Origin of the sequence: Paenibacillus cymbidii, from assembly GCF_004764705.1 — a bacterium.
GTDB classification, from domain to species: domain Bacteria; phylum Bacillota; class Bacilli; order Paenibacillales; family NBRC-103111; genus Paenibacillus_AN; species Paenibacillus_AN cymbidii.
In genome coordinates, this window is sequence record NZ_SHLX01000010.1 from 37,060 (window position 1) to 61,204 (window position 24,145).

Below are 24,145 nucleotides of genomic sequence, written 5' to 3' on the forward strand. Positions count from 1 at the left end.
CGGGAGATTGGCGATTTTTTTGCCACCGTTACTTCGCTACATTGGCGACGACGTTGTCGACCATTTGCGAACTGGCCACCGGGCCGTAGTACAACCAGCTCGAGGAGGCCGGGTACTCGAACATCTTGCCGTTCTTGACCGCCGGGATCGACTTCCAGACCGCATCCTGCAGCGATTGGGCGCCGCTGCCGTCACTATTGATCAGCACAATAAAATCCGCGTCCAATTGCGCCAGCTTCTCCAGCGAGATCGGGTTCCAGCTCGCCTTGCCCGTTGCGGCCAACTCCGTGACGGCCGCCGGCACCTTGAAGCCGAGATCCTGATACAGCACGTTGCCGCTCGACAGCTTGTCGCTGACGACGAAAAACTGCTTCGATACGAGCCAGATCGCGGCAATCGACTTGCCCGGCGCGGCCGCCTGGATTTTCGCTTTGGCATCGGCGGCCTTTTTATTGTAATCGTCGAGCGCTTTCTTCGCTTCGTCGTTTTTGCCCAGCACTTCGCCTATTTTGGCCAGCGCCTTGCGCCAGTCGCCGTTCACTTCGTCGCCGAGCACGAAGGTGGGCGCGATCTTGTTGTATTGATCGTACTTGCCGCCTTCGACGGTGCTGTTCGGCCCGATGATCAGCAAATCCGGATTGAAGCTGGACACCGCTTCGAACGGCAAGTCGTACGCAATCGTCGGGATGCCTTTCAGCGACCCCTGCAAATAATCCTGGATGCCGTTGGCGACGCTCCATTGAGCGGCCGGTTTCACGCCAAGCGCTACCAGATAATCTTCCAGATAAGAGGCGATGATCGTTTTCGGCTGGGCGGGGATCTTCACTTGGTGGCCGAGCCCGTCCGTCAGCGTTCGCTCCTTGGCAGGCGTTGGCGAAGCGGCGGTGAATGGGGAAGCCGCGGCGGACGCGGACGGAGAAGCCGTCGGCGCGGGCGATGGAGAAGGCGACGATTGGTCGGCTGTTTTGCCGCATGCCGCAAGACTCAGCGACAAAGCGGCGATGCTTAGCATAATGGCTGCGGTTCGTTTCTTTTTGGACAACAAGGGAAATCCTCCTTAATCTTCTTCTAGCAGGCTTCCGATCGGGAACGGAAGCAAAAGTACAAGCGTCGATGTAAATGATAACAATTATCATTATCAATGTCAATTGCGCGACGGGACAATAATACGGCAACCATTTTATATAGGGGGGAGCCGTTGTGCGATTGCTGCATTGAACAACATTATGAGCAAGAACGGTCGCACAAACGGCTCAATTGATCGCAAAGACGTCACGCACGCAAAAGGCTGCCATGCGCTAAATGCCCCACGCGTGGCCCGAGACGCAGCCGCAGCGCATGAAACATGCGCTAAATGCCCCACGCGTGGCCCGTGACGCAGCCGCAGCGCATGAAACATGCGCTAAAGCTCAATTCAGCGAGCGGTGGCCAGAAAAAGGCTGATTTCAGCCCGTCATCGGCATCGCTACTATTGACCCGTGTGCTCGACAACCCTCATTTTATGCTACTCCGACCATCAAATAATGCTATTGTGCTGAGCCCGGGCATCCGGCGATAATGGAGGGGAACAGCGCTTTTTCAATAGTGGTATTACCATATTATCTATGAGAAGGGGCAAAGCCGAATGACGGAACCGATTCACATTGGCGGCAGGCGCGAGGTGCTGTGGGACGAAACGCTGCTGGACGCGGAGCGGACGACGGCCGTCCGTACGCTGCACCGTCCGCAAGCGCGGGAAGTGGTGCTGGAGCACGACGCGCCGTGGGAAGGCGACGGCTGCACGTACCACAACATCGTCAAGGACGACGGGTTGTACCGGATGTACTATTTGGGCTGGGACATGCTGAACGAGGAGCAGTCCGCGATGTCGAAGCGTCCCGTTTACGTTTGTTATGCCGAAAGCACGGACGGCATCCACTGGATCAAGCCGAATCTCGGCATTTGCGAATTCGAAGGCAGCACGAACAACAACATCATTCTCGACCACAACACCGCCAAATTTGACAACTTTGCCGTGTTTAAAGACTCGAATCCCGCTTGCCCGCCGGAGGAGCGTTACAAAGGCGTCGGCATCGACGGCTTCCGGATCAAAAGCGACGACCATTATTTGTGGTGTTTCACGAGCCCGGACGGCATTCATTTCCGCAAAGCATGGCCGATGACGAAGCACGGCAAGTTCGATTCGCTGAACATCGCTTTCTGGGACCGGCATTCGGGGCAGTATCGCTGCTATTTGCGCGATTTTCACAATGTGCCTGGCGACGATCTGAACGCCGGCGTACGGGACGTCCGCTGGATGGTGTCCGACGATTTCCGCACGTGGTCGATTCCCGTGCCGCTCGATTTCGGCGACAGCGAGGAGTATCCGCTCTACACGAGCGTCGCGCAGCCTTACTACCGGGCAGACCACATGTTCATCGGTTTTCCTTCGAGGTATGTGGAGAAGAAGGAATGGACGCCGAATTTTGACCAGTTGCCCGGAAAGGAAAGAAGGCTGAAGCGGATGGACATACATCCCCGCTACGGGCTCACGGTAACGGACTGCGTCTTCATGTCGTCCCGCGACGGCGCACGCTGGAACCGTTGGGACGAGGCGTTCCTGACGCCGGGGCCGGAGCGCGAATACAACTGGGTGTACGGCGACTGCTACCCGGCGCTCGGCTTGATCGAAACGCCGAGCGCGCTGCCGTATGCGCCGAACGAATTGTCGCTGTACGCTTTCGACAACCATTGGGGGCGGAAGCCTTCGCAGCTGCGGCGGTACACGATGCGACTTGACGGCTTCGTTTCGTATCGCGCGCCTTACAAGCCGGCACGAATCGTCACCAAACCGTTCGTGTTTGCCGGGAAGGAGCTTACGCTGAACATGGCGACTTCCGCGCTGGGCTATTTGCACGTCAAGCTGATGGCGGACGATGTCACGCTGGTGTCGACGGAGTTGTTCGGTGACAGCCCGGATCGTACGGTTGCGTTTGCCGGGGGCGACGTTGCGGCGCTGGCCGGCAAGCCGGTCACAATGGAAATCGCGATGCGCGACGCCGATCTGTATTCGTTCCGGTTTCGCGGGTAGCGGTACGGCTGCAGCTCCATAGAACCTGCACAAGAGCGGAGCCGGCAGTCGTTGCCGGGCCGCTCTTCGCGCCTTCGCGCTTCCGAAGCGGGGACTGGCGGATTTTGCTACCGTTGTTTCCAATTGTATGGTTGATCTTCGCCCGGAATGGCGGGATAATTTGGCTACAACCGTCCGACACATCCAAAAAGGGGGCCGTTGTTTGGATGAACTTTCGTGTCAGAGCCTACCATTACAAAGTGATGTTCTTGCTCCTGCTGATCGCCGTCCCTCCCTTTCTGATCGCGAACCTGTACAACATGAACGTCTTTCTTCGCCAATCGATTACGCTTGTCAATTCCAAGAACGAAAACGAAATGATCCGCACCGGCGCCTTCCTGGAGAAAACGTTGGACCAGATGATACAAGCTGTATACTCCGGCATGACGGACAGACAATATGCGAAGACGCGGTTTACGTCGGATCGGCTGGCGATATTCGACAGCTTGGGCCGTTTCGCCGGCAGAAGCCAGTATAACCAGTACTTCGATCAAATCGCATTCTACAATGAAACCGATGATTCGTTGCTGTTGTACAATTACGGCTTGCTGGACGAAACGAAGGGGACGGCGTTCGAATCGATCAAGTCCGACATTGCCGGCATGGACAATTACCAGCTGAAGGTGACGGAAACCCGGAGCGTCTTGCGCGGCGGCGCGCAGAAGCTGGTTGCCTCCGTCATCGCCAAGCTTCCGGCCTACGAGGACCAGGGCTACTTGCTGTTCACCGTCGACGTGGAGAAGGTGTACAACGAATTTCTGCAGCCTTTGAACGGAGACGGCGACGTATACCGGTACTATTTGACGGACGAGAAGGGTCGCATCGTCTACCGGCACGATGCCGGCGCGGAGCCGGCCCGCGAGTCCGAGCGGCACAAAGACCGGATCGTCCAGGACAGCTACAAGCTGGGCTCGATCGGCTGGAAGCTGGTCGGCGAGGTAAACGTTTCCAACCTGTACGCAGGAGTATACCGCACGCGCGATGCGATGATTGCGCTGCTCGTCGTCGTGACGCTGCTGATCGTCGGGATCATTCAACTGGCGGCCAAGGAGCTGTACAAGCCGGTCAAAACGATTCTGGCCTCAATCGCGGCGAGCGCCGGCCGCAAGTTTGCCGCCGCCAACGAGTTCGACTTTATCCGCACCGTATTCGAGGATGTCGTCCGCTCGAACAGCCACCTGCATCACCGGCTGAACGACAGCGAGCGGTATTTGCAGCAAACGCTGCTGCTGAGCCTGATCCGGAACCGGTTCGCCCGCAGCGCGGATATCGAGCTGTATTTGCGGGACTACCGGACGAATCTTGTCGTTGTCCTGTTGACGGATCATGCCCACGGCGCCGCTCGGCCGCCGGATGCGGACGGCCGGATGAAGCCGATCGAAGAAGCGCTGGGCCGGCATTTCGCCTTCGACCTGTTCGACGAAGACGGCCGTCAGCTCATTGCGCTCATACGGCTGCCGCAACCGCATGTCGATTCGTTCGTTTCGGCGCTCGCCGATTGTCTCGACGGAGCGGTTGCGGAACGGGTAACGGTCAGCGTCGGCGGCATTTATCCGCTGGAGCGGATTAACCATTCCTACATCGAGGCTCTGTATGCCTATAACATGAGCCGCATTTATGCGCCGGAGCAGCGCATCTGCTGCTACAGCAAGCTGCCGGCGGAGGACGAATGCGGCGGGTCGGCCAAAGACCCGACCGCCGACGAGCTGGAGCTGGCTATCCTGCATCGCAACGAAAAAGCGTACACCGACCTGCTGCATTCGATGTTTTCGGAAAATCGCAGCGTTATGGAGTTCAACGGCAATCTGTACTTGTGCATCTCGCTGCTCATTCGGCTGTGCGACCGGGAGAGCGTCGCCTTCCTCAACGAAATCAACGACGTGATTGCCGATCTCGGAATGATGAACAGCGTTTCGGTCAAGCAGTTTCTGCTTGATAAATTCCGCTCGTTGCCGATCGAGACGAGGCCGGAAGCCGGCGATGCCGCCAAAAGCGAATACGTGGAAAAGGTCGAGCGCTATTTCGCCGAGCACTACGCCAGCAATTTTTCCATGGACGAGGTTGCCGAACATGTCGGCGTGACGCGCCAGTATATCAGCCAGTTGTTCAAAAAGCGCTACAGCACGACGATGGTCGATTACCTGAGCCAGTATCGGGTCGAACAAGCCAAACGGCTGCTGGCGGAAACGCAAATGAAGGTGACCGATATCGGCAGCAGCGTCGGCTTCAACAACAAAAGCTATTTCACCAAAGTGTTCAAGCTAAGCACGGGCATAACGCCGTCCGATTACCGCGAGCTGGCGCTCAGCCGGAATCACGACGGGCCCTCGTGACCGGCCGCCCGATCGTACAATCGTTCCCATCCAAGAGGAGATGTTTCGATGACAACCATTCAACTGCTCGGCGAAGGCATTCTGCACCGCAATCCGGTTCCGCACGTGTACAGCAGGCAGGCGTATTTTCCGTCGGTGATCCGGCTGGAGAACGGGGAACTGCTGGCCTCTTTTTGCATCGGGCAGGCATTTGAAGCGGAAGATTTGCACGCGTGCCTCGCCCGCTCCGCCGATCAAGGACGCACCTGGACGTTCGAAGGCAGGCTCTATCCCGGTACGCCCGATCGGGTTACTTCCGATGTATGCCGTCTGTCGCACGGGAAGGACGGGGAGATTGTCGCTTTTGCCATCCGCCATGATCGCAAACGCACGGGCCACGGCCTTGCCAATCCGGACAATCTGGGCTTCGTCGAAGTGGAGCTGCTGCTGTTTCGTTCCCGCGACGGCGGCCGCACCTGGACGGAGCCGGAAACGATCGAACCGGCGCTGGTCGGCCCGAGCTTCGAGATGACGTCGCCCATCGTCCCGCTCCGCGACGGCAGCTGGCTGCTGCCGACATCGACGTGGCGCGGCTGGGACGGTTATTGCCCGAACGGCATGAAGGCGGTGGCGCTGCAATCGAACGATCAAGGGGCGACGTGGCCGGCTTATCTGGAGGTAATGGCGGATCCGAAGCAACAGCTTATTTACTGGGAGTCGAAAATCATCGAGCTTGCCGACGGCCGGCTGCTTGCCGCCGCCTGGGTGTACAACGAGACGGAAGCCCGCGACCTGCCGAATCATTACGCCGTGACGGGGGCGACGAACCGGACATTTGCGCCGCCGCGTTCCACCGGCTTGTCCGGGCAGACGCTGAATATGGCGCAGCTGGACGACGGCCGCATCCTGACGGTGTACCGGCGGATGGACGAACCGGGGCTGTGGGCGAACGTGTCGCGGCTGGACGGCGACGAATGGATCAACGAGGAGCGCGCGCCGCTCTGGGGCAGCCGGTTGTCCGGCTTGACGCAGACGGGCGGCGATATGGTCCATAATTTTGCCGAGCTGAAGTTCGGCGCGCCGACGTTGTGCCGGTTGACGGACGGCGCCTGGTTCGTAGCGTTCTGGGCGGTCGAAGGCGGAGTCGGCGCCATCCGCTGGGTGAAGCTGTCGGTCGTCTAAAGCGGTAAGGGAGCGGATCGGGCGAAAAGTTCCCCGGTCCGTTCGTTGTGTTACGCATCTTCCTTTTGTTGCCCCGCCAGCCGCGGTAATTGCTACGGTTTCTTACAATTGTAGGATTGAACGGCCGCTGTCGTCCGCCCATGATGGACGTGTGAGCCGAAGCGAACGGAACGTGCGGCTTGCAAGGCGACAAAAACAGGGAGGGATCGGTATGAGCAGGCAGTTGGCAAAAAGGATGGGCGGTTTGCTCGCATGCGCCGTGCTGGCGGCAACGGCGGCATGCAGCGGCGGCGGCAAGGCCGGAGACGGAGCGGCGGCGGGAAGTTCGGCGAGCCCGGGGCAATCGGCCAAGCCGGCCGAATCGGCGAAGGCGCCGGTGAAGCTGGTGTTTCTTGCGCCGTGGGCGGTATACGACCGCCAGACGGACGTGCAGAAGAAAGTGCACGACATCCTGCAGGAGAAGTCGGGAGCCGATCTGGTGCCGGTGTTCCCGGCAACGGGCGAAACCGCAACGCAGAAAGTCAATTTGATGCTGTCGTCGGGGGAACAACTGGACATTATTCCGTTCCAATCGATCGACAGGGCGCTCGAGCTGTACAAGAACGGAGCGATCGTGCCCCTAAACGACCTGCTCGACAAGTACGGATCGAATCTGAAGAAAAACTTCGACGCTGACGCTTGGGCGGAAGTGACGGTGGACGGCAAAATTCTTGGCATCCCGTCGCTTTATCCGAACCGGACGCCCAACATTTTGCAAATTCGTACCGATTGGCTGAAAAATGTGAATTTGCCGATGCCCGTAACGATCGAGGATTACGAAAAGGTGATGGACGCGTTCGTGAACGGCGATCCGGACAAGAACGGGAAAAAGGACACGTACGCGCTCAATTCGGGCAGCCAGGGGACAGTCGAGGATTTGGAGAAAGCGTTTGCGCCGTTTTTCCTGAAGCAGGCGATGAACTGGTGGCAGGACGGGCAAGGCAATCTGCTGCCGCCGGAGATGGACCCGGCCTACAAGGACATGATGGCCAAGCTGATCGAATGGAGCAAGAAGGGGTACATTTGGCCGGAAATGATTTTATCGAAAAATGACAAACGAGTCGAAGCGATCGCGCAAAATAAAATCGGTTCGGTTGGCGGCTGGTATTCGTCGACGATCTCGGGGGCGCTCGAGGTGCTGGCGAAAACGGTGCCGGAAGCGAATTACGAACCTGTCGTGCTGCAAGGCAAAGGGGTCAACAAGCTGGCGACGACGCCAAAAACGCAGTTCGTCGCGGTCATCGCCAAAAAGAGCAAAAACCCGGAAAACGCGATGAAATTTCTCGATTACACCGCCACTCGCGAAGGCTATGATTTGACCACGATCGGCATCGAAGGCCAAAGCTATACGAAGCTGTCGAACGGGCTGGTCGAATACGTCGGCGAGGACAAGACGGATTGGCAAAAGGCCAAGTATTACTATTTGCACAACATGTTCACGATGAAATGGGAAGGCACCGGTCCGTGGCCGGTTAATTCCTGGAGCGACATTACGTTCACCAAAATGCTGAATGCGTCGAGCAAGCTTCCCAGCTTCGACGCTGTCGACAAAAACGTCGTCTACGACAAGTCGACGTGGAAATCATTCGCGAAGCAAACCGATATGCAAACGTATTTGAGCGAGCAGAAAGTGAAAGTGTTCCTCGGGGAAGTGCCGCTTGCCGACTGGGATAAAATCATGCAGAAGTGGAAGGACATCGGCGGCGCCCAAATGATCGAAGACCGTACGGCGCAGTTCAAAGCGGCCAAAAAGTAATCCGCCGGCCGTTCCCCCGTCCCTGGCGCTTGAGCGGCCCTGACGGGGGACGATGCCGACAATTCCATCAGCGAATAAGGGGGTTGCACGGTGGAGAGCGAATTGGCGGCGGCGTCGGTGCGAACGATCCCGCGGAAGAAGAGCGGCTTTGTCCGCAACATGCGGAAATACAAGTTTCTTTATTTGCTGATCGCGCCGGGACTGCTGTATTTTATCGTCTTTTACTACGTTCCGATGTACGGCGTGGTCATCGCCTTTCAGGACTTCAAGCCGTTCGGCGGCCTGGAGAACATGATCGTTCGCCCCGATTGGGTAGGGCTGAAGCATTTCCGTACGTTTTTCGATTCGTATTATTTTGGCAGGCTGCTGCAAAATACGTTTCTCATCAGCGGCTACAAGCTGCTGTTCGGTTTTCCGGCGCCGATCGTCCTGGCGCTGATGCTGAATGAAGTGAAGCAAGGCAAGTTCAAAAAAACGGTGCAAACGATTTCCTATTTGCCCCACTTCCTGTCCTGGGTCATTATCGGCGGCATGGTCATGGCGCTGCTGTCGCAAACGACCGGCCCGATCAATGCGATCATCGCCGCCATGGGCGGCAAGCCGGTCGGTTTTCTCGGCGAAACGGATTACTTCCGCAGCATTCTGGTGGCAAGCGACGTATGGGCGAGCGTCGGCTGGGGCAGCATCGTTTATTTGGCGGCGCTGGCCGGCATCGACCCGGCGCTGTACGAAAGCGCGAGAATCGACGGCGCGAACCGGCTGCAGCAAATGCTGCACATCAGCTTGCCGGGCATGGCCAACATCGTGTCGATCCTGTTCGTGCTTGCCGTCGGCGGCATTCTGAATGCCGGCTTCGAGCAGGTGCTGTTGCTGTACTCGCCTTCCGTCTACAGCGTCGGCGACATTATCGACACCTACGTGTACCGGGAAGGGCTGCTCAGCAGCAACTTTTCGTACGCGGCGGCGATCGGCATGTTCAAAAACGTAGTCGGCCTGCTGTTCCTGCTGACCGCCAACGTGATCGTCAAAAAGCTCGGCAAGGAAGGGGTGTGGTAGCATGGCCAAACGCCGTCTGTTCGATTGGGTCAACGGCGCGCTGCTGGCGTTCATTTCCTTGCTGTTCGTCATTCCGTTCCTCGTGCTGATCAACCAGTCGCTGATGTCGAACGACGCGATTCTGCGGTACGGCTACACGCTGATCCCGAAGGAAGTCGTCTTCTACGCCTATCGTTATTTGCTCGCGGACAGCGTATTTATTTACAAAGGGCTGCTTGTCAGCGTGGCGGTAACCGCCGGCGGAACATTCCTGTGTCTTGTGTTTACGTGCAGCCTGGCTTACGGCCTGTCGAAAAAAAAGCTGCCGTACCGCGCGGGTCTGACGCTGCTCGTGCTGGCAACAATGTTTTTCAGCGGGGGCCTGATTCCGCACTACTTGCTTGTCGTCAATCTGGGCTTGCGCGACTCGCTATGGTCGCTGATTATTCCCGCCTTGATCAGCCCGTGGTACATGTTTCTGATGCGCAACTTCTTCATGGACATTCCCCCGGAGGTCGAAGAGTCCGCGCAGATCGACGGCGCGAACGAGTTGCGGATTCTGGCGTGGATCGTGCTGCCGATGTCGGTTCCTTCGATCGCCACGATCGGCCTGTTCTATATGGTCGGCCATTGGAACAGCTGGTTTGCCGCGTCGCTGTTTCTGAATTCGCAGGCGAAATGGCCGCTGCAGCTTGTGCTCAAGGCGATCGTCACGAATCTCGACTTCTCCAGCAACGGCGGGCAGTCGCAGGCGCTGGACCGGATGATCAAGATGCCGCGGGAAAGCGTAAAGGCGGCAGCCACTTTGATTACCGCGCTGCCGATCGTGTGCGTGTATCCGTTCATCCAGAAGTATTTTGTCAAAGGCATGCTGGTCGGTTCGATCAAAGGATAACGAATGGAGAGAAGGAGCGTAAATGAACGCGATTTGGCGGGAAGGGCTGCTGGTGACGCCAACGGAGCCGCCGGGGATGGCGGTTGCGGTTCAGCCGGGCGCCATCGAGGCGAACGGGCGGCGTATTGACATAGCGGGCGTGGAGCGGCTGCCGCTGGCGCCGCCGCCGGTGCTTCAGCTGCGCGGGCATTATTACGCGCTGGAGCGCGAGGGAGAAAAGTCGCCTTGCGGATGGGACGGGAGCGGGCGCAGAGGCTCGAACTTCAAGCCGTATCAGATGCGGGTGCCGGGCACGCTGCGGGTGACGTCGGTTGACGGACTGACGACGTACGCGGCGGATGCGGATTACGTGCAGGACGATTATTGGGGTTCGGTAAAAGCGAAACCGGGCGGTCGTCTGAAGGTAGGCGATACGGTGCTGCTGGACTACGACGCGTATACGTGCCGCTATCATACGATTTATGTGGACGAAGTAGGGCGGATCGGCGTCGCCGCCGGCTCCTGGCGCTACGGCGACGAAACGAATTTGCTGCTGCCGGAGCCGCCTCCGGCGCCGGCGGGAAGCGTCGCGCTCGCCTCGGTTTTTGTGCCGTGGGGGGCGGAGGCGGTATATGCGCGCAGCTGCCATGCGGTGTACGAGGGCGGCGAAGGGCGGCTCGATTGGGAAAGCCGGCACCTGGATTACCGGCCGCGCGTGTACGAGATCGACGCGACCGGAGCGGACATACGCGTCAGTACGCTCCGCTGCGCCTATGGCGAAGAACCGGGACGGGCGCTGGCCGCCGCCCTGGAGGAGAGCGGCGAGCTCGATTTGCCGGTGGCAAAAGCCGATGGCACCCCCGTCTATTGGGGGGTGAGGATGCCGTGGCGGGAATGGACGGCGGCTTATCCGCTGGCAAGGCGCGTGACGGTGCGGACGTATCCGGCCAACATTATGGATCTGCGCGGCGGCGCCCAGGCGGCGGACAACGTTTTGAGCCGGGTAAAATTCGAAGAGAACGGCGTCGCTTTGGCGGATTGGCGCGCCGGTTTGCTCGCGAAGCCGGAGCTGCACGTTTGTTTTCTCGGCGAAAGCACAACGTACGGCGGCGACTGGACGCTGCTGATCGTACAGCGGCTGCAGCAACTGTTGCCAGGGGTGGCCGTTCATTGGTCCAACCCGTCCGACGGCGGGCATTCCTCCGTTCGCGGTTTCGCCAGCGTGCAGCGGACGAAGTCGTTCGGACACGAGTACGACATCGTATTCGTCGAATATTTGATCAACGATACCGGCTGCGAGGACGAGGCGATCCATGCCGCGATGACGGGAATCGTGGAGTGGACGCGCGGCCGGAATCCGCATGCACTTGTCGTCCTGTTGGCCGGCAACGGAGGCAATCCGATGTTTATTCCCCGCTACAATCCGGCGCAGTTCGAACGCGTCTACCGCATTCACCGGGCGGTGGCCCGGGAGCAAGGGGCGCTGTTCGTCGGGATGTACGACTATTTTCGCGAATTGGACCGGCTGGGTACGTATTTTCTTACCGTGTTGAAAGAGAACATGATTAACCATCCGTACTCGAGCACTGCGATCGACGGCACGCCGTGGGACCGGCTGACGGCGGAGGCGTTCGTCCGTTGGTTAACGGGCAAGCTGACTGGCGGGAATTCAGCAACGCTGCGTTAAGCATGCAGACGCATCAATCGGAAAAGCGATGAGGGATCAAGGAGGGAGCGACATGGAGCTTATGAAGGTGCTGCAGATTGCAGGCCCCGGGCAGGCCGAGGTGCGGGAGGCGCCGATTCCCGAGCCGGGACCGGGCCAGTTGCTGGTGAAGGTGAAGGCGGTCAGCACTTGCCCGCAGTGGGATTTGCATATTTATGCCGGCAAGCCGATGTTTGCGCATCAGGAGAAAGTGGACTATCCTTATGCGCCCGGCCAGCCCGGCCACGAAATGACCGGCACGATCGTCCGGACGGGCGCGGACTGCACGCTGGTTGCGGGGCAAACGGTCAGCGCGTGGAAGGACCAGGGGCATCACCGGCCGGGCTGTTATGCCGAGTATGCGATTGTGGACGAACGTCATGTGCTGCCGGTGCCAAGCGGGCTGCCGTATGCGAAGGTTGTTTCGCTGGAGCTGGCGATGTGTGTGGCGGCCACCGTCATGCGTCTTGCCGCGACCGTCGGCATCGCCGGCAAACGATGCGGCGTCAACGGCCTCGGCCCGGCCGGGCTGATCGCCGTGCAGATGCTGCTGGCGGAAGGGGCGAAGGAGGTCGTCGGCATCGATCCGAACGCGCTGCGTCGCGAGCTGGCGGTTCGGCTCGGCGCAGCGGCGGCGGTAGAGCCGCAGGCGGCCGTGCGCGCGGAGCGGCCGGAACGCGATCCGCTGGATGGGGCGGCGGCGGAGGCGGCCGGGGCGGCGGAAGGTGCGGCGACGGAAGGCGGATTGCCGGACAACGGAGCGGTGGTGCTGCCGTTGCGCGGGCAAAGCGGCGCGCTGCAGCTCGCCGTCGACTGTGTCGGCTACCCGGACGCGGTGCAAAGCATTATGGACCGCACCGACGAAGCCGTCGCCTTGTTCGCCGTGCAGCGGCATCCGTACCCGCTGTACCACCCGGGTTTGACGGTCGTCGGCTACCCCGGCCATTCGCGGGAGGCGGCCGAATATGCGCTGGCGCTTATTGTTGCGGGCAAGCTGGATATGAGTCCGCTGCTTACCCGCGAGCTGCCGCTTGAAGCGTACGACGAAGCCGTGCGGTTGCTGCGCTCGCAGGAAGCGATCAAAATATGCTTCCTCCCCGGAAGCGATCAATAAGACGAGGAAGTGGAAATGGCCAATGAAAGCGAAAGCTGTCGTTTTTGAAGACCGGCAACGCGCCGTGTTCCGCGAGGTGGAAGTGCCGGAGCCGGGCCCGAATGACGTCGTGATCGACGTCGACTTCTCGTGGATCAGCATCGGCACCGAATCGTCCTATTTTCGCGGGGAACGGATTGCGGGCGAGGTGCCTTATCGGGAGGGCGGTCCATGGCCGTTCCCGATCGTGGCGGGGTATCAGAAGACGGGGACGGTCGCATGGGTCGGCGCCGCTGTCGACGGGCTGCGCGTCGGTGACCGCGTGTTCGCCACCGTCAGCAAAGTGTCGCGGATGTTCGCTCCCGCAGGCGGGCACGTCAGTCCGGCCGTCACCGACGCCGACCAGGTGTGGAAGCTGCCGAAGGGCGCCGATCCGCTCGATTATGCCGGCCTTGTGCTGACGCAGGTCGGCTTCAACTGCGGCAGCCGGCCGCCGCTTGCGCCGGGCGAACGTGCGGTCGTCATCGGCGACGGGCTCGTCGGCCAGTGGGCGGCACAAACGCTGCGGCACCGCGGAGCGGAAACCGTTGTGCTGGGACGTCACGACGAACGGCTGCGGTATTTGCCGGCCGGTATTGACGCCGTCAATACGCGGCGGATGACGGACGGGGTAGTGGCGGCGAAGCTGGCCGACGCTTCCGTGTCCGTGCTGGTCGATACCGTCGGCGATATGGAGACGGTCGAACGACTATGGCCGGCGCTGCGCCACAACGGCCATCTCGTGTCGGCCGGCTTCCTCGGCGAACGCGGAAGTATCGACATCCAGCGTATGCGCGGCAAGGAGCTGACGCTGCATACGCCGTCGGGCTGGACGAAGGAGCGGATGGATTGCACGCTCGAAGGAGTTCGCGCCGGATGGCTGCGGACGGGAGAACTGATTACGCACCGCTTTCCGGCGAGCCGGGCGGCGGAGGCGTGGGACTTGATCGCCGGCAAAAAGGAAGCGGCGTTGGGCGTTATTTTAGCGTGGCGATAACGGTTGAAGGGCGGGAAAGGACATGAACATGGACACGGACATGGCGGAAGCGGTATGGATTGGCGGAAAACGCGAATTGTTGTGGGACGACCATTTGATCGATACGGAACGAACGACGGCGCAGCTGCGGTTGCACGGTCCGACGCCTGGCGAAGTGGTGCTGCGGCACGACGCGCCGTGGGAGGGCGACGGGTGCGATTTTCACAATATCGTGAAGGAAGACGGCTTCTACCGGATGTATTACTTGGGCTGGAGCATGTTCGACGCGGACGGCGTCAGTGCGAGCAAACTCCCGATTGTCGTTTGCTATGCCGAAAGCGAGGACGGCTTGCACTGGGTCAAGCCGAACCTCGGCATTTGCGAGTTTGACGGCAGTACGGACAACAACATCATTCTCGACCAGCATACGGCCCGTTTTGACAATTTCTCGGTATTCAAGGATACGAATCCGGCTTGCCCGGCGGAAGAGCGTTATAAAGGGGTAGGTATCGACGGCTTCAAGGCGGGGTCCGACGATCATTATTTGTGGTGCTTTACGAGCGCGGACGGCATTCATTTCACGAAGGCGTGGCGGATGACGAACCGCGGCAAGTTCGATACGCTCAACGTCGCGTTCTGGGATCGCCATACCGGTCGGTACAAATGCTACTTGCGCGATTTCCACGATGTGCCGGGCGAAGATTTGAATGCCGGCATCCGCGATGTGCGGGTCATGGAGTCCGCCGATTTCAAACAGTGGACGGTGCCGGTGCGGCTCGATTTTGGCGGGGGCGACGACTATCCGCTGTACACGAACGTCGTGCAGCCGTATTACCGGGCGGACCATATGTATGTCGGGTTCCCGTCGCGGTATGTGGAGAAGCCGGCGTGGACGCCGAATTTCGAGCAGTTGGCGGGCAAAGAAAGCCGGCTCAAGCGGATGAAGCAACATCCGCGCTACGGGTTGACCGTCACGGATGGTTTGTTTATGTCTTCGCGCGACGGGGCGAGGTGGAACAGGTGGGATGAAGCGTTTCTGACACCGGGGCCGGAACGGGAGATTAACTGGGTGTACGGCGATTGTTACCCGGCGCTTGGCATGATCGAAACGCCGAGCGCGCTGCCGCATGCGCCGAACGAGCTGTCGCTGTACACATTCGACGGCCACTGGTCGAATCGGCCAAGCGAGCTGCGGCGGTATACGATTCGCATCGACGGCTTCGTTTCCTTTCGCGCCACCTATAAGCCCCAGCTGATGGCGACGAAGCCGTTCGTGTTTGCAGGCAGCCGGTTGTCGATCAACTTCGCGACGTCCGCTGCGGGCTTCGTGCGGATCAGGCTGATCGGCGTTGACGGCGGCCCCGTGCTGGAGTCGGGCGAACTGTTCGGCGACAGCCTCGCGCGCGACGTTTCGTTCGACGGCGGCGAGCTTGCGGCGCTGGCGGGGCGGCCGGTACGGATGGAAGCGACCATGAGCGACGCGGATTGGTATTCGTTTCAATTTCACGATTGATGGGGCGGCAGGAAGAGACGGCAACGATACTTGGTGAAGGAGATCGAAGTCATGACAAAATGGAAATGCGCTCTGGAGCTGAATCGCGGGCGGGAGCGGGTGTCCGGCAGCGAGGCCGCGCTTTGCGATGCGATTCGCGGCGGTGCCGATTTGCGGATTGAAACTTCTTTTCGCCATCATGAGCATATCGATACGCAGTCGGACAACCGGGAGCTGGTTCGGGAAGTATCGGAGTTCCGCACGACTTATATGATCGACGATCGTTGGGTGGCCGGATTTATGACGCTGCGCCAGCCCGTGGAAATTCCGCAGGGGTTTGCTTCCCGACCTTCGTTGTCGCTGTTCCTGTACAACCAGGACGGGCAACAGGCGATCGCGCGTCCGTATCTGGATGGCGTCGCTCCTCCTCGCGCCGAAGCAAGAGGGCTGTCGCCGCAGTTCGCGCATCTCGAGATGCCGAACTATCATCAGCTTGACAGTTGGGATGCCGAATCGAACGCGCCAAGCTCCAATTTCAACTACGATTTTGATGTGTACCGCTACTGGGTGAACGACGCCTGGCAGGAGGTGTATGCCCACCACGCCGACGGTCGTGCTGTTCGCGGAACGCTTGCGACGCTTGTTGACGCTTTTCAATCCGGCTGCGAAGTGAAAGTCGGCCTTCGCGGCGTATGCGCGGACCCGGATTTGGCTGGTGAACGGGACGTTTCGAGGTTGGCTGAAGAACGGGGTATGCCGGAGTTGGCTGACGACCGGGGTATGCCGGAGTTGGAGCATGAAGTATTTGTGCAAGTTGGGTTTACGTATTATTATACGGAGTCGAAGCTGTTTCTGGGGGAGACGCATCCGATCGTGCGGGTGCGGCCTTCCGTGCCGTTGCGTTACCGCAGCGGCAACTGGGACTACGGCTGGCTCATGCCGCGTACGGACGGCTATGCCGATATGCTGCTGCTGGACCCGTACACGCTCCGTTACCGCCGCAAAAAAGGACGTTTCGCCATGCGCTGGTTCGTGAAGTAAGCCGGTTCGGCCCTGCACGGGTTGCGGGGCCGATTGTTGTTGGGCGCGCGGGGCGGGTGTGGGCGCGTGTGACGTGCTGGTCGGCAGCCGCCGGCCGAATCATTTTAAAAAGCGATAAGCTTGTTCATCGGCTATGTAGTAATGTTGTCGCTGAGGAGAAATCCCGCAAGGATGCAGCAGCTTCATCGCAATTAGCTTCTTTGCTGCGTTTACTATCGCGATTTTGCCGATTAGCAAGTAGTCTCTCGCATCCCGCAGCCGAAACGGCCGATTCGCCCGGATGGCGAACCGGAGCAGTTCGCGTTCGTTAGCGGATAGAGCGGCCAGCCCGCCGCCAATGCCGCCGCCGAATCTCCCGATCCACTCATAAAGCGAGCGTCGACACATCTCCGGTTGTTTGTCGAGCTCGTCTTTGCTGAAAGGGAGGTAGGTGTATCCGTACAGCGCGATGGTGCGCATTCGCATGCGCTCGAACATGAACCGTTCACGCGTCATCATTTCCGCATGAGGGACAAAGCCGTCGCACTCACTTATGATTCCGAACTGCGAAATGAACGTGTCGAGATAAATTTTTACCCCCGTGATGCTAATCAGTTCGTGCTCCATCCGAATGCCGTCGAACGACTTCAAGACGGGCCACAGCACCGCTTCAAACAGTTTTTTTTCGCCGGTTTTGTCCCGTTTCAACAATTCCAACCGCTGCCCCGACGCTTCGCGCATCTGCTGCTCCAAAAACTTCGCAAACTCCTGATCGAACACAACTTTTCCTCCTCCGGCATATTGGCGCATGTTCACAAAAAAAGCCGTTTACCCCCATTCGGGGGCAAACGGCGTGTGCTTCACGCGTGTATCATTTATTGATATTCCCATTATATGGGCTGTATGGGATTCTGTCTAGCAAAATATACGAATGGTGCCGTTGTAAGGCAGAAATCAGCCTTACTTCGCGGTCCGCTCGCGGAAACACCGCTGTAAGGCAGAAATCAGCCTTACTTCGCGGTCCGCTCGCGGAAACGCGGCTGTAAGGCAGAAATCAGCCTTATTTCGCGGCCCGCTCGCGGAAAAGCCGTTGTAAGGCTGAAAACAGCCTTATTTCGCGGGCCACTTGCGGAAACGCCGCTTCTTGCCTGGCAACAGCGCTACCGCCTCTCCAACCTGGCCCGCTTCCCGCGATACTCCGTCGGCGCAAGGCCGGTAAACCGCTTGAACCATTGGCTGAAATACGCCATGGACGTAAAGCCGAGCCGCTCGGCGATTTCCTGCACGGGCGAGGCGGAGTGCGCGAGCTCGGCTGCCGCCCACTGGAACCGCTCCCGCTGCGTCACCTCGTGCGCCGACACCCCCAACTGCTCGCGGAACAGCCGCGACAGATGGCGTTCGGAAACATGCACGGCGCCCGCCACTTCCTGAACGCTCGGATTATGCAGGAAGCGGTTCTGGATGTAGGCGATCGCTTTCGCCAGCACATCGTTCGCCTTCACCATCGGCGGCTGCGGCTCTTCGCGGCCGCGTACGAGCGGAGCCGGCTCGAGATACGGCTCGATCGCCCGGCAGATGAGCTCGCCCAGCTGCAGAAACGCCGCCATCCGGCCGCTTACGCTCGATTCGCCCATCCGGCGTTGAATCGACGCCAGATCGGAGGCGAGGAAACGATGCGGTGCATAAATGCGCGGGAACGGCTCCCGCCGCTCGGGCATCTCCAACACGAACAAGGCGTAGTATAGGCCGAGTGGCATCGTTTTGTCCGAGTGCTGCTCGTGAATTTCGTGCGGTGGCGCCACATAAACGATATCGGGATAAAAATCGAGCTCGCCCCGCTCCAGCAAATTGCAGCCCCGGCCCTCGGTCACGAAATGAATTTCGTGATTCAGATGGGAATGCGGCCGGATGCTCCATTGAGGGTCCGGCTGTACCCGCCCGAACGAATTCAACCCGATCGCAAACGACTCGAAAGAAATCCGCACGCCCTATTCCTTCTTCCGCCTCTTTTGAAACCAGTATAACACGCCTGGAGAAAACGCTGCCACGCCTTTTGCCCGTTCCGCAGATTGTCTCAAGTTGCCCGTCAGTTGCTCGTCAGTTTGATCGTCAGCTGTCCGTCAGCTGCCTATCAGTTGCCCGTAAATTGCCCGTCGATTGACCGTCAGTTGCCCGTCAATTTCCCGCCAGCTGCCCGCCGCAACCTGCCTGCCAGTTGCCAGCCTCCTGCAACAACGCGCCATGTTGGCCGAAAACCGACAGCATCCGTCCGTTTTGCGGATTCATGGACCAAGCCGTCTCGTTTACGATAGAAGAAGAACGCGCTCGCTTATCCTCAAAAAGTTTCTCCAATGGAGCCACACTATTTTCAATCAAGGAGTTGAACCCGCATGAGTACGGGCATCACGTTTCGCAAGCACAAAATCGACGACACGAAGTTCGAGGCATGCTCCGTGTTCGACGTCAACAACGACGGCGTGCTCGATATCGTCAGCGGTGCGTTCTGGTACGAGGGGCCGGATTTTACCCGCAAGCACCTAATCTGCGACGTGGCGGAAATCGGCGAGTATCACGACGATTTCTCCGACTACCCGATCGACGTGGACGGCGACGGTTATCTTGACATCGTGACCGCCTCCTACTGGAGCAAGGCGCTGCACTGGCGGCGCAACCCCGGCAAGGCCGGCGGGGAATGGCAAACGTTCGCCTGCGGCGAACTGATCAACACGGAGACGCTGCGCTTCTGCGATATCGACGGCTGCGGAGTGCCCGAGGTGTTCCCTAATGAAACAACGAAGACACCAAGCTTCTTCAAGCTGGAGCGCGACCTGGACGGCACGGGCCAACCCGGCTTCCGCAAAATCGTCGTCGGCAGTGGCGAACACGGCCACGGCATGGGGCTCGTCGACATCACCGGCAACGGCAAAATGGATATCGTCATCAACTGCGGCTGGTTCGAACAGCCCGAAGACCCGTATCAGACGCCATGGCAATTTCATCCCGACTTTCAGCTTGGCTCCGCTTCGATTCCAATTCTCGGCATCGACGTAAACGGCGACGGCCTGATCGACCTGATCTACGGCATGGGCCACGACTATGGCCTGTACTGGCTGGAGCAGGGCCGGGACGAACAAGGCAACCGCACCTGGACGCGGCACGACATCGACATGTCCGGCTCGCAATTTCACGATATGCAGTTGGTCGACCTCGACGGCGACGGCGAGCTTGAGCTCGTTACCGGCAAACGCTACCGCGCGCACAACGACGGCGACCCCGGCGCTCACGACCCGATCGGCATCTACTATTATAAAATCGCCGGCGGCCGCTTCGAAAAACACGTCATCGACTTCGGTCCGGCGGGCGAGGCGTCGGGCTGCGGGATCTATTTCTGGGTGCAGGACATCACCGGCAACGGGTACCCGGACATTGTGGCGCCAGGCAAGGACGGCCTGTATTGGTTTGAAAATTTGGGGACAGAGGGGTAACCGTACGATGAAAAAGCTGAGAATCGGCTTCGCCGGCGTTGGCGGCATGGGGCAAATGGCGCATTTGAACAATTACAACGTGCTGACAGAGGAATGTGAGGTCGTGGCGCTGTCGGAGCCGCGTCCGCAGCAGGCCAAGCTGGTAGGGGCGCGTTACGGCGTGCCCAAGGTGTACGAGGATTACCGCGAGATGATCGAGCGGGAGCAGTTGGACGGCGTCATCGCTTCCCAAAGCTACCGGCTTCACGCATCGCTTTTGCCCGATTTGGTCCGGTCGGGATTGCCCTTTTTTACGGAGAAGCCGTTGTGTCTGTCGGTTGAAGAAGGGGAACGGCTGGTCGCGCTGGGCGAAGCGCACGGCTCGCTGCACATGGTCGGCTACCACAAACGCTCCGATCTGGCGATGCAGTACGCCAAACGCGTCGTTGACGAATGGAAGCTGTCCGGCGAAATGGGCGCGCTCCGCTACATCCGCGTGTCGATGCCGCCCGGCGACTGGATCGGCGGGATGGACCGCAATCTCGACTCCGGCGAGCCGCGGCCGAACGCGACGCTCGAGCCGTACCCGGCGGAATTCAGCGAAGCGGCCGGCAAAGCGTACGACATATTTGTCAACTACTATATTCATCAGGTGAACGCGATCCGTTACCTGCTCGGCGAATCGTACCGGCTGACGTTCGGCGACCGTTCGGGCGTGCTGCTTGCCGGCGAAAGCGACAGCGGCGTCTGCGTCACACTGGAGATGGAAGCTTACCGTACGACGATCGAATGGCACGAAACGCTGCTCGTCGCCTTCGAGAAAGGGTTCGTCAAAGTCGAACTGCCGCCTCCACTCGCCCGCCAGCGCGCCGGCAAAGTTACGGTTATGCGCGACGACGGTACGAACCCGCCAACCTATACGCAGCCGGTGCTGCCTAACGAAGCGGCGATGCGCAGTCAGGCGCGCAATTTTCTCGCGGCGATTCGCGGCGAGCGCAAGGCGCCTTGCGAAGCGAAGGAGGCGCTGGAGGATTTGAAGCTGGCGCGCGACTACATTCGGTTCATGCAGCAGCAATACAACTGCTACTAAACGGAATTGTAGCAAAAAAGGAGGAAACGCACATGAGAAGAGTCGCTATCATCGGAGCGGGCAGCATCGTATTTTGCAAAACGCTTCTGCTCGACATCATGGCAACGCCTGCGCTGGAGGAGACGGAATTCGTGCTGATGGCGCCGTCGACGACGAAGACGAGCCAGGTGGCGGCATATGCGAACCGGGTGATCGATGCTAACGGGCTGAAAGCGAAAGTGACGGTCACCACCGACCGGCGGGATGCGCTGCGGGGCGCGAACTACGTCATTTGTTCGTTCCAGGTCGGCGGCGTGTCGGCGTTTGAGCTCGATTACCGCATTCCGCTCAAATACGGCGTCGACCAGTGCATCGGCGATACGCTCGGGCCGGGCGGGATTTTCCGCGCGCTGCGCAGCATTCCGGTCGTGCTGGAGGTGGCCCGCGACATGGAGGAGCTGTGTCCGAACGCGACGCTGCTCAACTACGTGAACCCGATGGCGATGATTGGTTGGGCGCTCGGCGAAACGAAAGTCAAATTCGTCGGGTTGTGCCACGGCGTGCAAACGACGCTCGACCTTATCTCCGGCTACGTCGGCGTGCCGAAACGGGAGATCGATTACGTCAGCGCCGGCATTAACCATATGGGCTGGTTTTTGCGGATCGAGCACAACGGCCGCGACTTGTATCCGCTGCTGCGCGAGAAGTTCGAACAGCCCGAGTTTTACGTGAACGAAAAAGTGCGCGGCGAGGTGTTCCGTCATTTCGGCTATTTCATGACGGAGTCGACGGGACATTTGTCCGAATACGTGCCCTGGTTCCGCAAAAGCTCGCAGGCGCTCGGCCTGTACTGCGACGAACCGTCGTTCGGGGGCGAATCCGGCGCTTACTATTCGTGGTGCACCTATGTGGCGAACAAGTACAAGGAGCAGGACATTCTTGCCGGCGAGCCGGCAACGCTGCCGCCGCGCAGCGTGGAATACTGCGCCTATATTATCGAAGCGCTGGAAACCGGCCGCACCTTCACGTTCAACGGCAACGTGCGGAACGACGGCATGATCGCCAACCTGCCGGCGGATTGCTGCGCGGAAGGGCCGATCTACGCCGACCGAACCGGCCTGCATCGCACGCTCGTCGGCGAATTGCCGCCGCAGTGCGCGGCGCTCAACCTGACGAACATCAACGTGCAGCGGCTTGCGGTGCTGGCGGCGAAGAGCGGCGACCCGGAAGCGGTTGTGCAGGCTTGCGCGCTCGATCCGCTTACGTCGGCCGTGCTGACGCTGAAGGAAATTCGCGATATGGCGACGGAGATGCTGCAGGCGCAGCGGGAGTGGCTGCCGCTGTTCGGCGGCAGGCTGCCTCGCCCGACGCCGACGATCCATATACCGGCCGACGTGAAACGGGCCGACGTGCCGATCGATCCGGCGCTGGCGATTTTTTCCCGCTTCGGCGAGCTGGCGCAGTAAGCGCCAATCGACTTCGTTCGGTTATTGCACGTCATCCGCATAATGGGAACCGGCTCCTTTTGTTCTCCAGCTTCGATTTGGATACCAACGAGTGCTCGATCCCGACGCCGTTGATTTCAAATCAAGCTGCGCAGCAACAAACGGGGAGCCGGTTTTTGCATTAATGACCGTTCTTCGAGTGTCATTTTCCGATTCCCAGGTGCAATTATATGTCACAGAATGTAAAAAAATGATACAATGGGCGCAGGTCTTTATTCTTACTTTAATGGTCGTAGCTGGATGCAACGATGCTGCTAGTCGACGATCATAAATTGGGGGTACAAAGTTGGAACGCGATATTGATCCGCAACCAAATCAGGCACAATCCGTTCGATTGAACGATCATCAGGATGATGACTTACAAGAGGTTGATCGTGGCACGTCACTTGCCGAAACGGAAACACAGGAAAAGACGCGCCATACGATGTCTAAAAAATCGATTGTAATCGGAAGCTCTGCCTTGTTTTTGCTTCTTGCAATTTGCACGTTGCTATTTCTTTACCATCATGAAGAAAAGAAAAAGTACGCATTGCTTCTGAACGACTATAACCAACAATATCAGTTGATTTTCGAGGATGCGAAAACATTCGTCTCGCACATGAAAGATGGGCCATCGGAACAAAGAAATTTAAAATCGACGATATCGTATTATCGAAATCTCATGAACAGCAGCAATTTCGACAAACGAATGGACTCGCTTAACTTTGCCGAGAAATACGATAATATATCGGATAATGATCGAAAAGCGTATGCATCCCTTGATGTCGATAGCTCGATTTCAGATTTGAAAACCGTTTCTGCCGATCTGGATAAAATACAAGGTGTTTTGCAAAAGAGCACAAACATCGACAATGAAATCAAACTTTTACTCACACAAAATATGACCATTGGCGACATAGACAAAAAGGCGGACGATTTGACCAAACGAAATGCTGCGATAAACGACGAACTGTTAGGTATCGTCGTTCATACCAAGCTAAAAGATGCACAAGAAATTTTTATCGAGGCGTTATCCTACCGCGGCTCATATTTTTCTCAAATGAAAGCAGCCAACAGTGCTTATTTGGATTCGCTAGTAGCGGCAGCAAGTTTCGAGGAAGATAACAAGACAATGGCCAAATACCGGGATGAAGGCGATGCGGCCGTATTCACTTCGACGAAACGGTTGTATTACAACTATGCGCTAGAATACGCGGTAAAAGCGGAAGACGAACTGAAGAAGAAAATCGAAAAAGAACATCAGGCAGCAGATCTGCAGAATCAAGCCAATCAATCGTTAATCAAGTATGTAGAACTTGCTCAGATCGATATCGATATTAGCAAGCTGAAATCAAATGGAAATTCCGGACCTCAGCCTTCTCCGAATAACGCCAAAGCGAAATGGAATACATAAAACTAAGGCGAAGTTTCGTCAATAAACATTGCCTGTCATAAAGAATCAGCTGGTAATCGGCGAAATCCACTCTCTCTTATTT

18 protein-coding genes are annotated in these 24,145 nt (G+C 58.6%); 15 read left to right on the forward strand and 3 right to left on the reverse strand.

Annotated features, from left to right (window positions below):
- Positions 1-28: 28 nt before the first annotated feature.
- A complete protein-coding gene (locus EXY20_RS15175) occupies positions 29-1,042 on the reverse strand; it encodes an ABC transporter substrate-binding protein (protein ID WP_328592540.1) in 1,014 nt (337 codons plus the stop codon).
- A gap of 582 nt (positions 1,043-1,624) precedes the next feature.
- On the opposite strand from EXY20_RS15175, the gene EXY20_RS15180 reads away from it, so the two are divergent.
- The 11 genes from EXY20_RS15180 (at position 1,625) to EXY20_RS15230 (ending at position 16,653) form a co-directional block, all read left to right on the forward strand.
- A complete protein-coding gene (locus EXY20_RS15180; RefSeq protein ID WP_135552518.1) occupies positions 1,625-3,070 on the forward strand; it encodes a hypothetical protein in 1,446 nt (481 codons plus the stop codon).
- A 206-nt stretch (positions 3,071-3,276) separates the two neighbouring features.
- Entirely contained in the window at positions 3,277-5,442 is a 2,166-nt protein-coding gene (locus EXY20_RS15185) for a helix-turn-helix domain-containing protein (protein ID WP_135552520.1), read from the forward strand.
- A gap of 48 nt (positions 5,443-5,490) precedes the next feature.
- Complete coding sequence (locus EXY20_RS15190) at positions 5,491-6,603, forward strand: sialidase family protein (protein ID WP_135552522.1); 1,113 nt, start codon at positions 5,491-5,493, stop codon at positions 6,601-6,603.
- Between the two features lie 211 nt (positions 6,604-6,814).
- On the forward strand, positions 6,815-8,398 hold the full coding sequence (locus EXY20_RS15195; RefSeq protein WP_135552525.1) for a type 2 periplasmic-binding domain-containing protein: 1,584 nt from the start codon (positions 6,815-6,817) through the stop codon (positions 8,396-8,398).
- Positions 8,399-8,488: 90 nt separating this feature from the next.
- Complete coding sequence (locus EXY20_RS15200) at positions 8,489-9,454, forward strand: ABC transporter permease (RefSeq protein ID WP_235885943.1); 966 nt, start codon at positions 8,489-8,491, stop codon at positions 9,452-9,454.
- A 1-nt stretch (position 9,455) separates the two neighbouring features.
- A complete protein-coding gene (locus EXY20_RS15205; RefSeq protein WP_135552528.1) occupies positions 9,456-10,328 on the forward strand; it encodes a carbohydrate ABC transporter permease in 873 nt (290 codons plus the stop codon).
- Positions 10,329-10,350: 22 nt separating this feature from the next.
- The gene (locus EXY20_RS15210; RefSeq protein WP_135552531.1) at positions 10,351-11,994 is read left to right on the forward strand and encodes an SGNH/GDSL hydrolase family protein; all 1,644 of its coding nucleotides are present in this window, start codon (positions 10,351-10,353) and stop codon (positions 11,992-11,994) included.
- Between the two features lie 52 nt (positions 11,995-12,046).
- Complete coding sequence (locus EXY20_RS15215) at positions 12,047-13,126, forward strand: alcohol dehydrogenase catalytic domain-containing protein (protein WP_167859247.1); 1,080 nt, start codon at positions 12,047-12,049, stop codon at positions 13,124-13,126.
- A gap of 22 nt (positions 13,127-13,148) precedes the next feature.
- Complete coding sequence (locus tag EXY20_RS15220) at positions 13,149-14,141, forward strand: zinc-binding dehydrogenase (RefSeq protein ID WP_135552535.1); 993 nt, start codon at positions 13,149-13,151, stop codon at positions 14,139-14,141.
- A 22-nt stretch (positions 14,142-14,163) separates the two neighbouring features.
- Entirely contained in the window at positions 14,164-15,633 is a 1,470-nt protein-coding gene (locus EXY20_RS15225) for a hypothetical protein (RefSeq protein WP_135552537.1), read from the forward strand.
- 51 nt (positions 15,634-15,684) lie between these two features.
- Positions 15,685-16,653 carry a hypothetical protein gene (locus EXY20_RS15230; protein WP_135552539.1) on the forward strand — a complete coding sequence of 323 codons (969 nt, stop codon included), beginning with the start codon at positions 15,685-15,687 and terminating at the stop codon, positions 16,651-16,653.
- Between the two features lie 99 nt (positions 16,654-16,752).
- Here the strand turns inward: EXY20_RS15230 and EXY20_RS15235 are convergent, their stop codons facing one another.
- The gene (locus EXY20_RS15235) at positions 16,753-17,412 is read right to left on the reverse strand and encodes a helix-turn-helix domain-containing protein (RefSeq protein ID WP_135552542.1); all 660 of its coding nucleotides are present in this window, start codon (positions 17,410-17,412) and stop codon (positions 16,753-16,755) included.
- A gap of 380 nt (positions 17,413-17,792) precedes the next feature.
- Positions 17,793-18,617, reverse strand: coding sequence for a helix-turn-helix transcriptional regulator (locus tag EXY20_RS15240; RefSeq protein ID WP_135552544.1), 825 nt, complete (start codon positions 18,615-18,617; stop codon positions 17,793-17,795).
- Positions 18,618-19,022: 405 nt separating this feature from the next.
- Between EXY20_RS15240 and EXY20_RS15245 the strand changes: the two genes are divergently transcribed.
- The 4 genes from EXY20_RS15245 (at position 19,023) to EXY20_RS15260 (ending at position 24,063) form a co-directional block, all read left to right on the forward strand.
- The gene (locus tag EXY20_RS15245) at positions 19,023-20,117 is read left to right on the forward strand and encodes an FG-GAP repeat domain-containing protein (protein WP_135552546.1); all 1,095 of its coding nucleotides are present in this window, start codon (positions 19,023-19,025) and stop codon (positions 20,115-20,117) included.
- Positions 20,118-20,124: 7 nt separating this feature from the next.
- The gene (locus EXY20_RS15250) at positions 20,125-21,186 is read left to right on the forward strand and encodes a Gfo/Idh/MocA family protein (protein ID WP_135552548.1); all 1,062 of its coding nucleotides are present in this window, start codon (positions 20,125-20,127) and stop codon (positions 21,184-21,186) included.
- Between the two features lie 32 nt (positions 21,187-21,218).
- Entirely contained in the window at positions 21,219-22,631 is a 1,413-nt protein-coding gene (gene melA, locus EXY20_RS15255) for an alpha-galactosidase (RefSeq protein ID WP_135552550.1), read from the forward strand.
- A 325-nt stretch (positions 22,632-22,956) separates the two neighbouring features.
- Positions 22,957-24,063 carry a hypothetical protein gene (locus EXY20_RS15260; RefSeq protein ID WP_135552552.1) on the forward strand — a complete coding sequence of 369 codons (1,107 nt, stop codon included), beginning with the start codon at positions 22,957-22,959 and terminating at the stop codon, positions 24,061-24,063.
- Positions 24,064-24,145 lie beyond the last annotated feature (82 nt).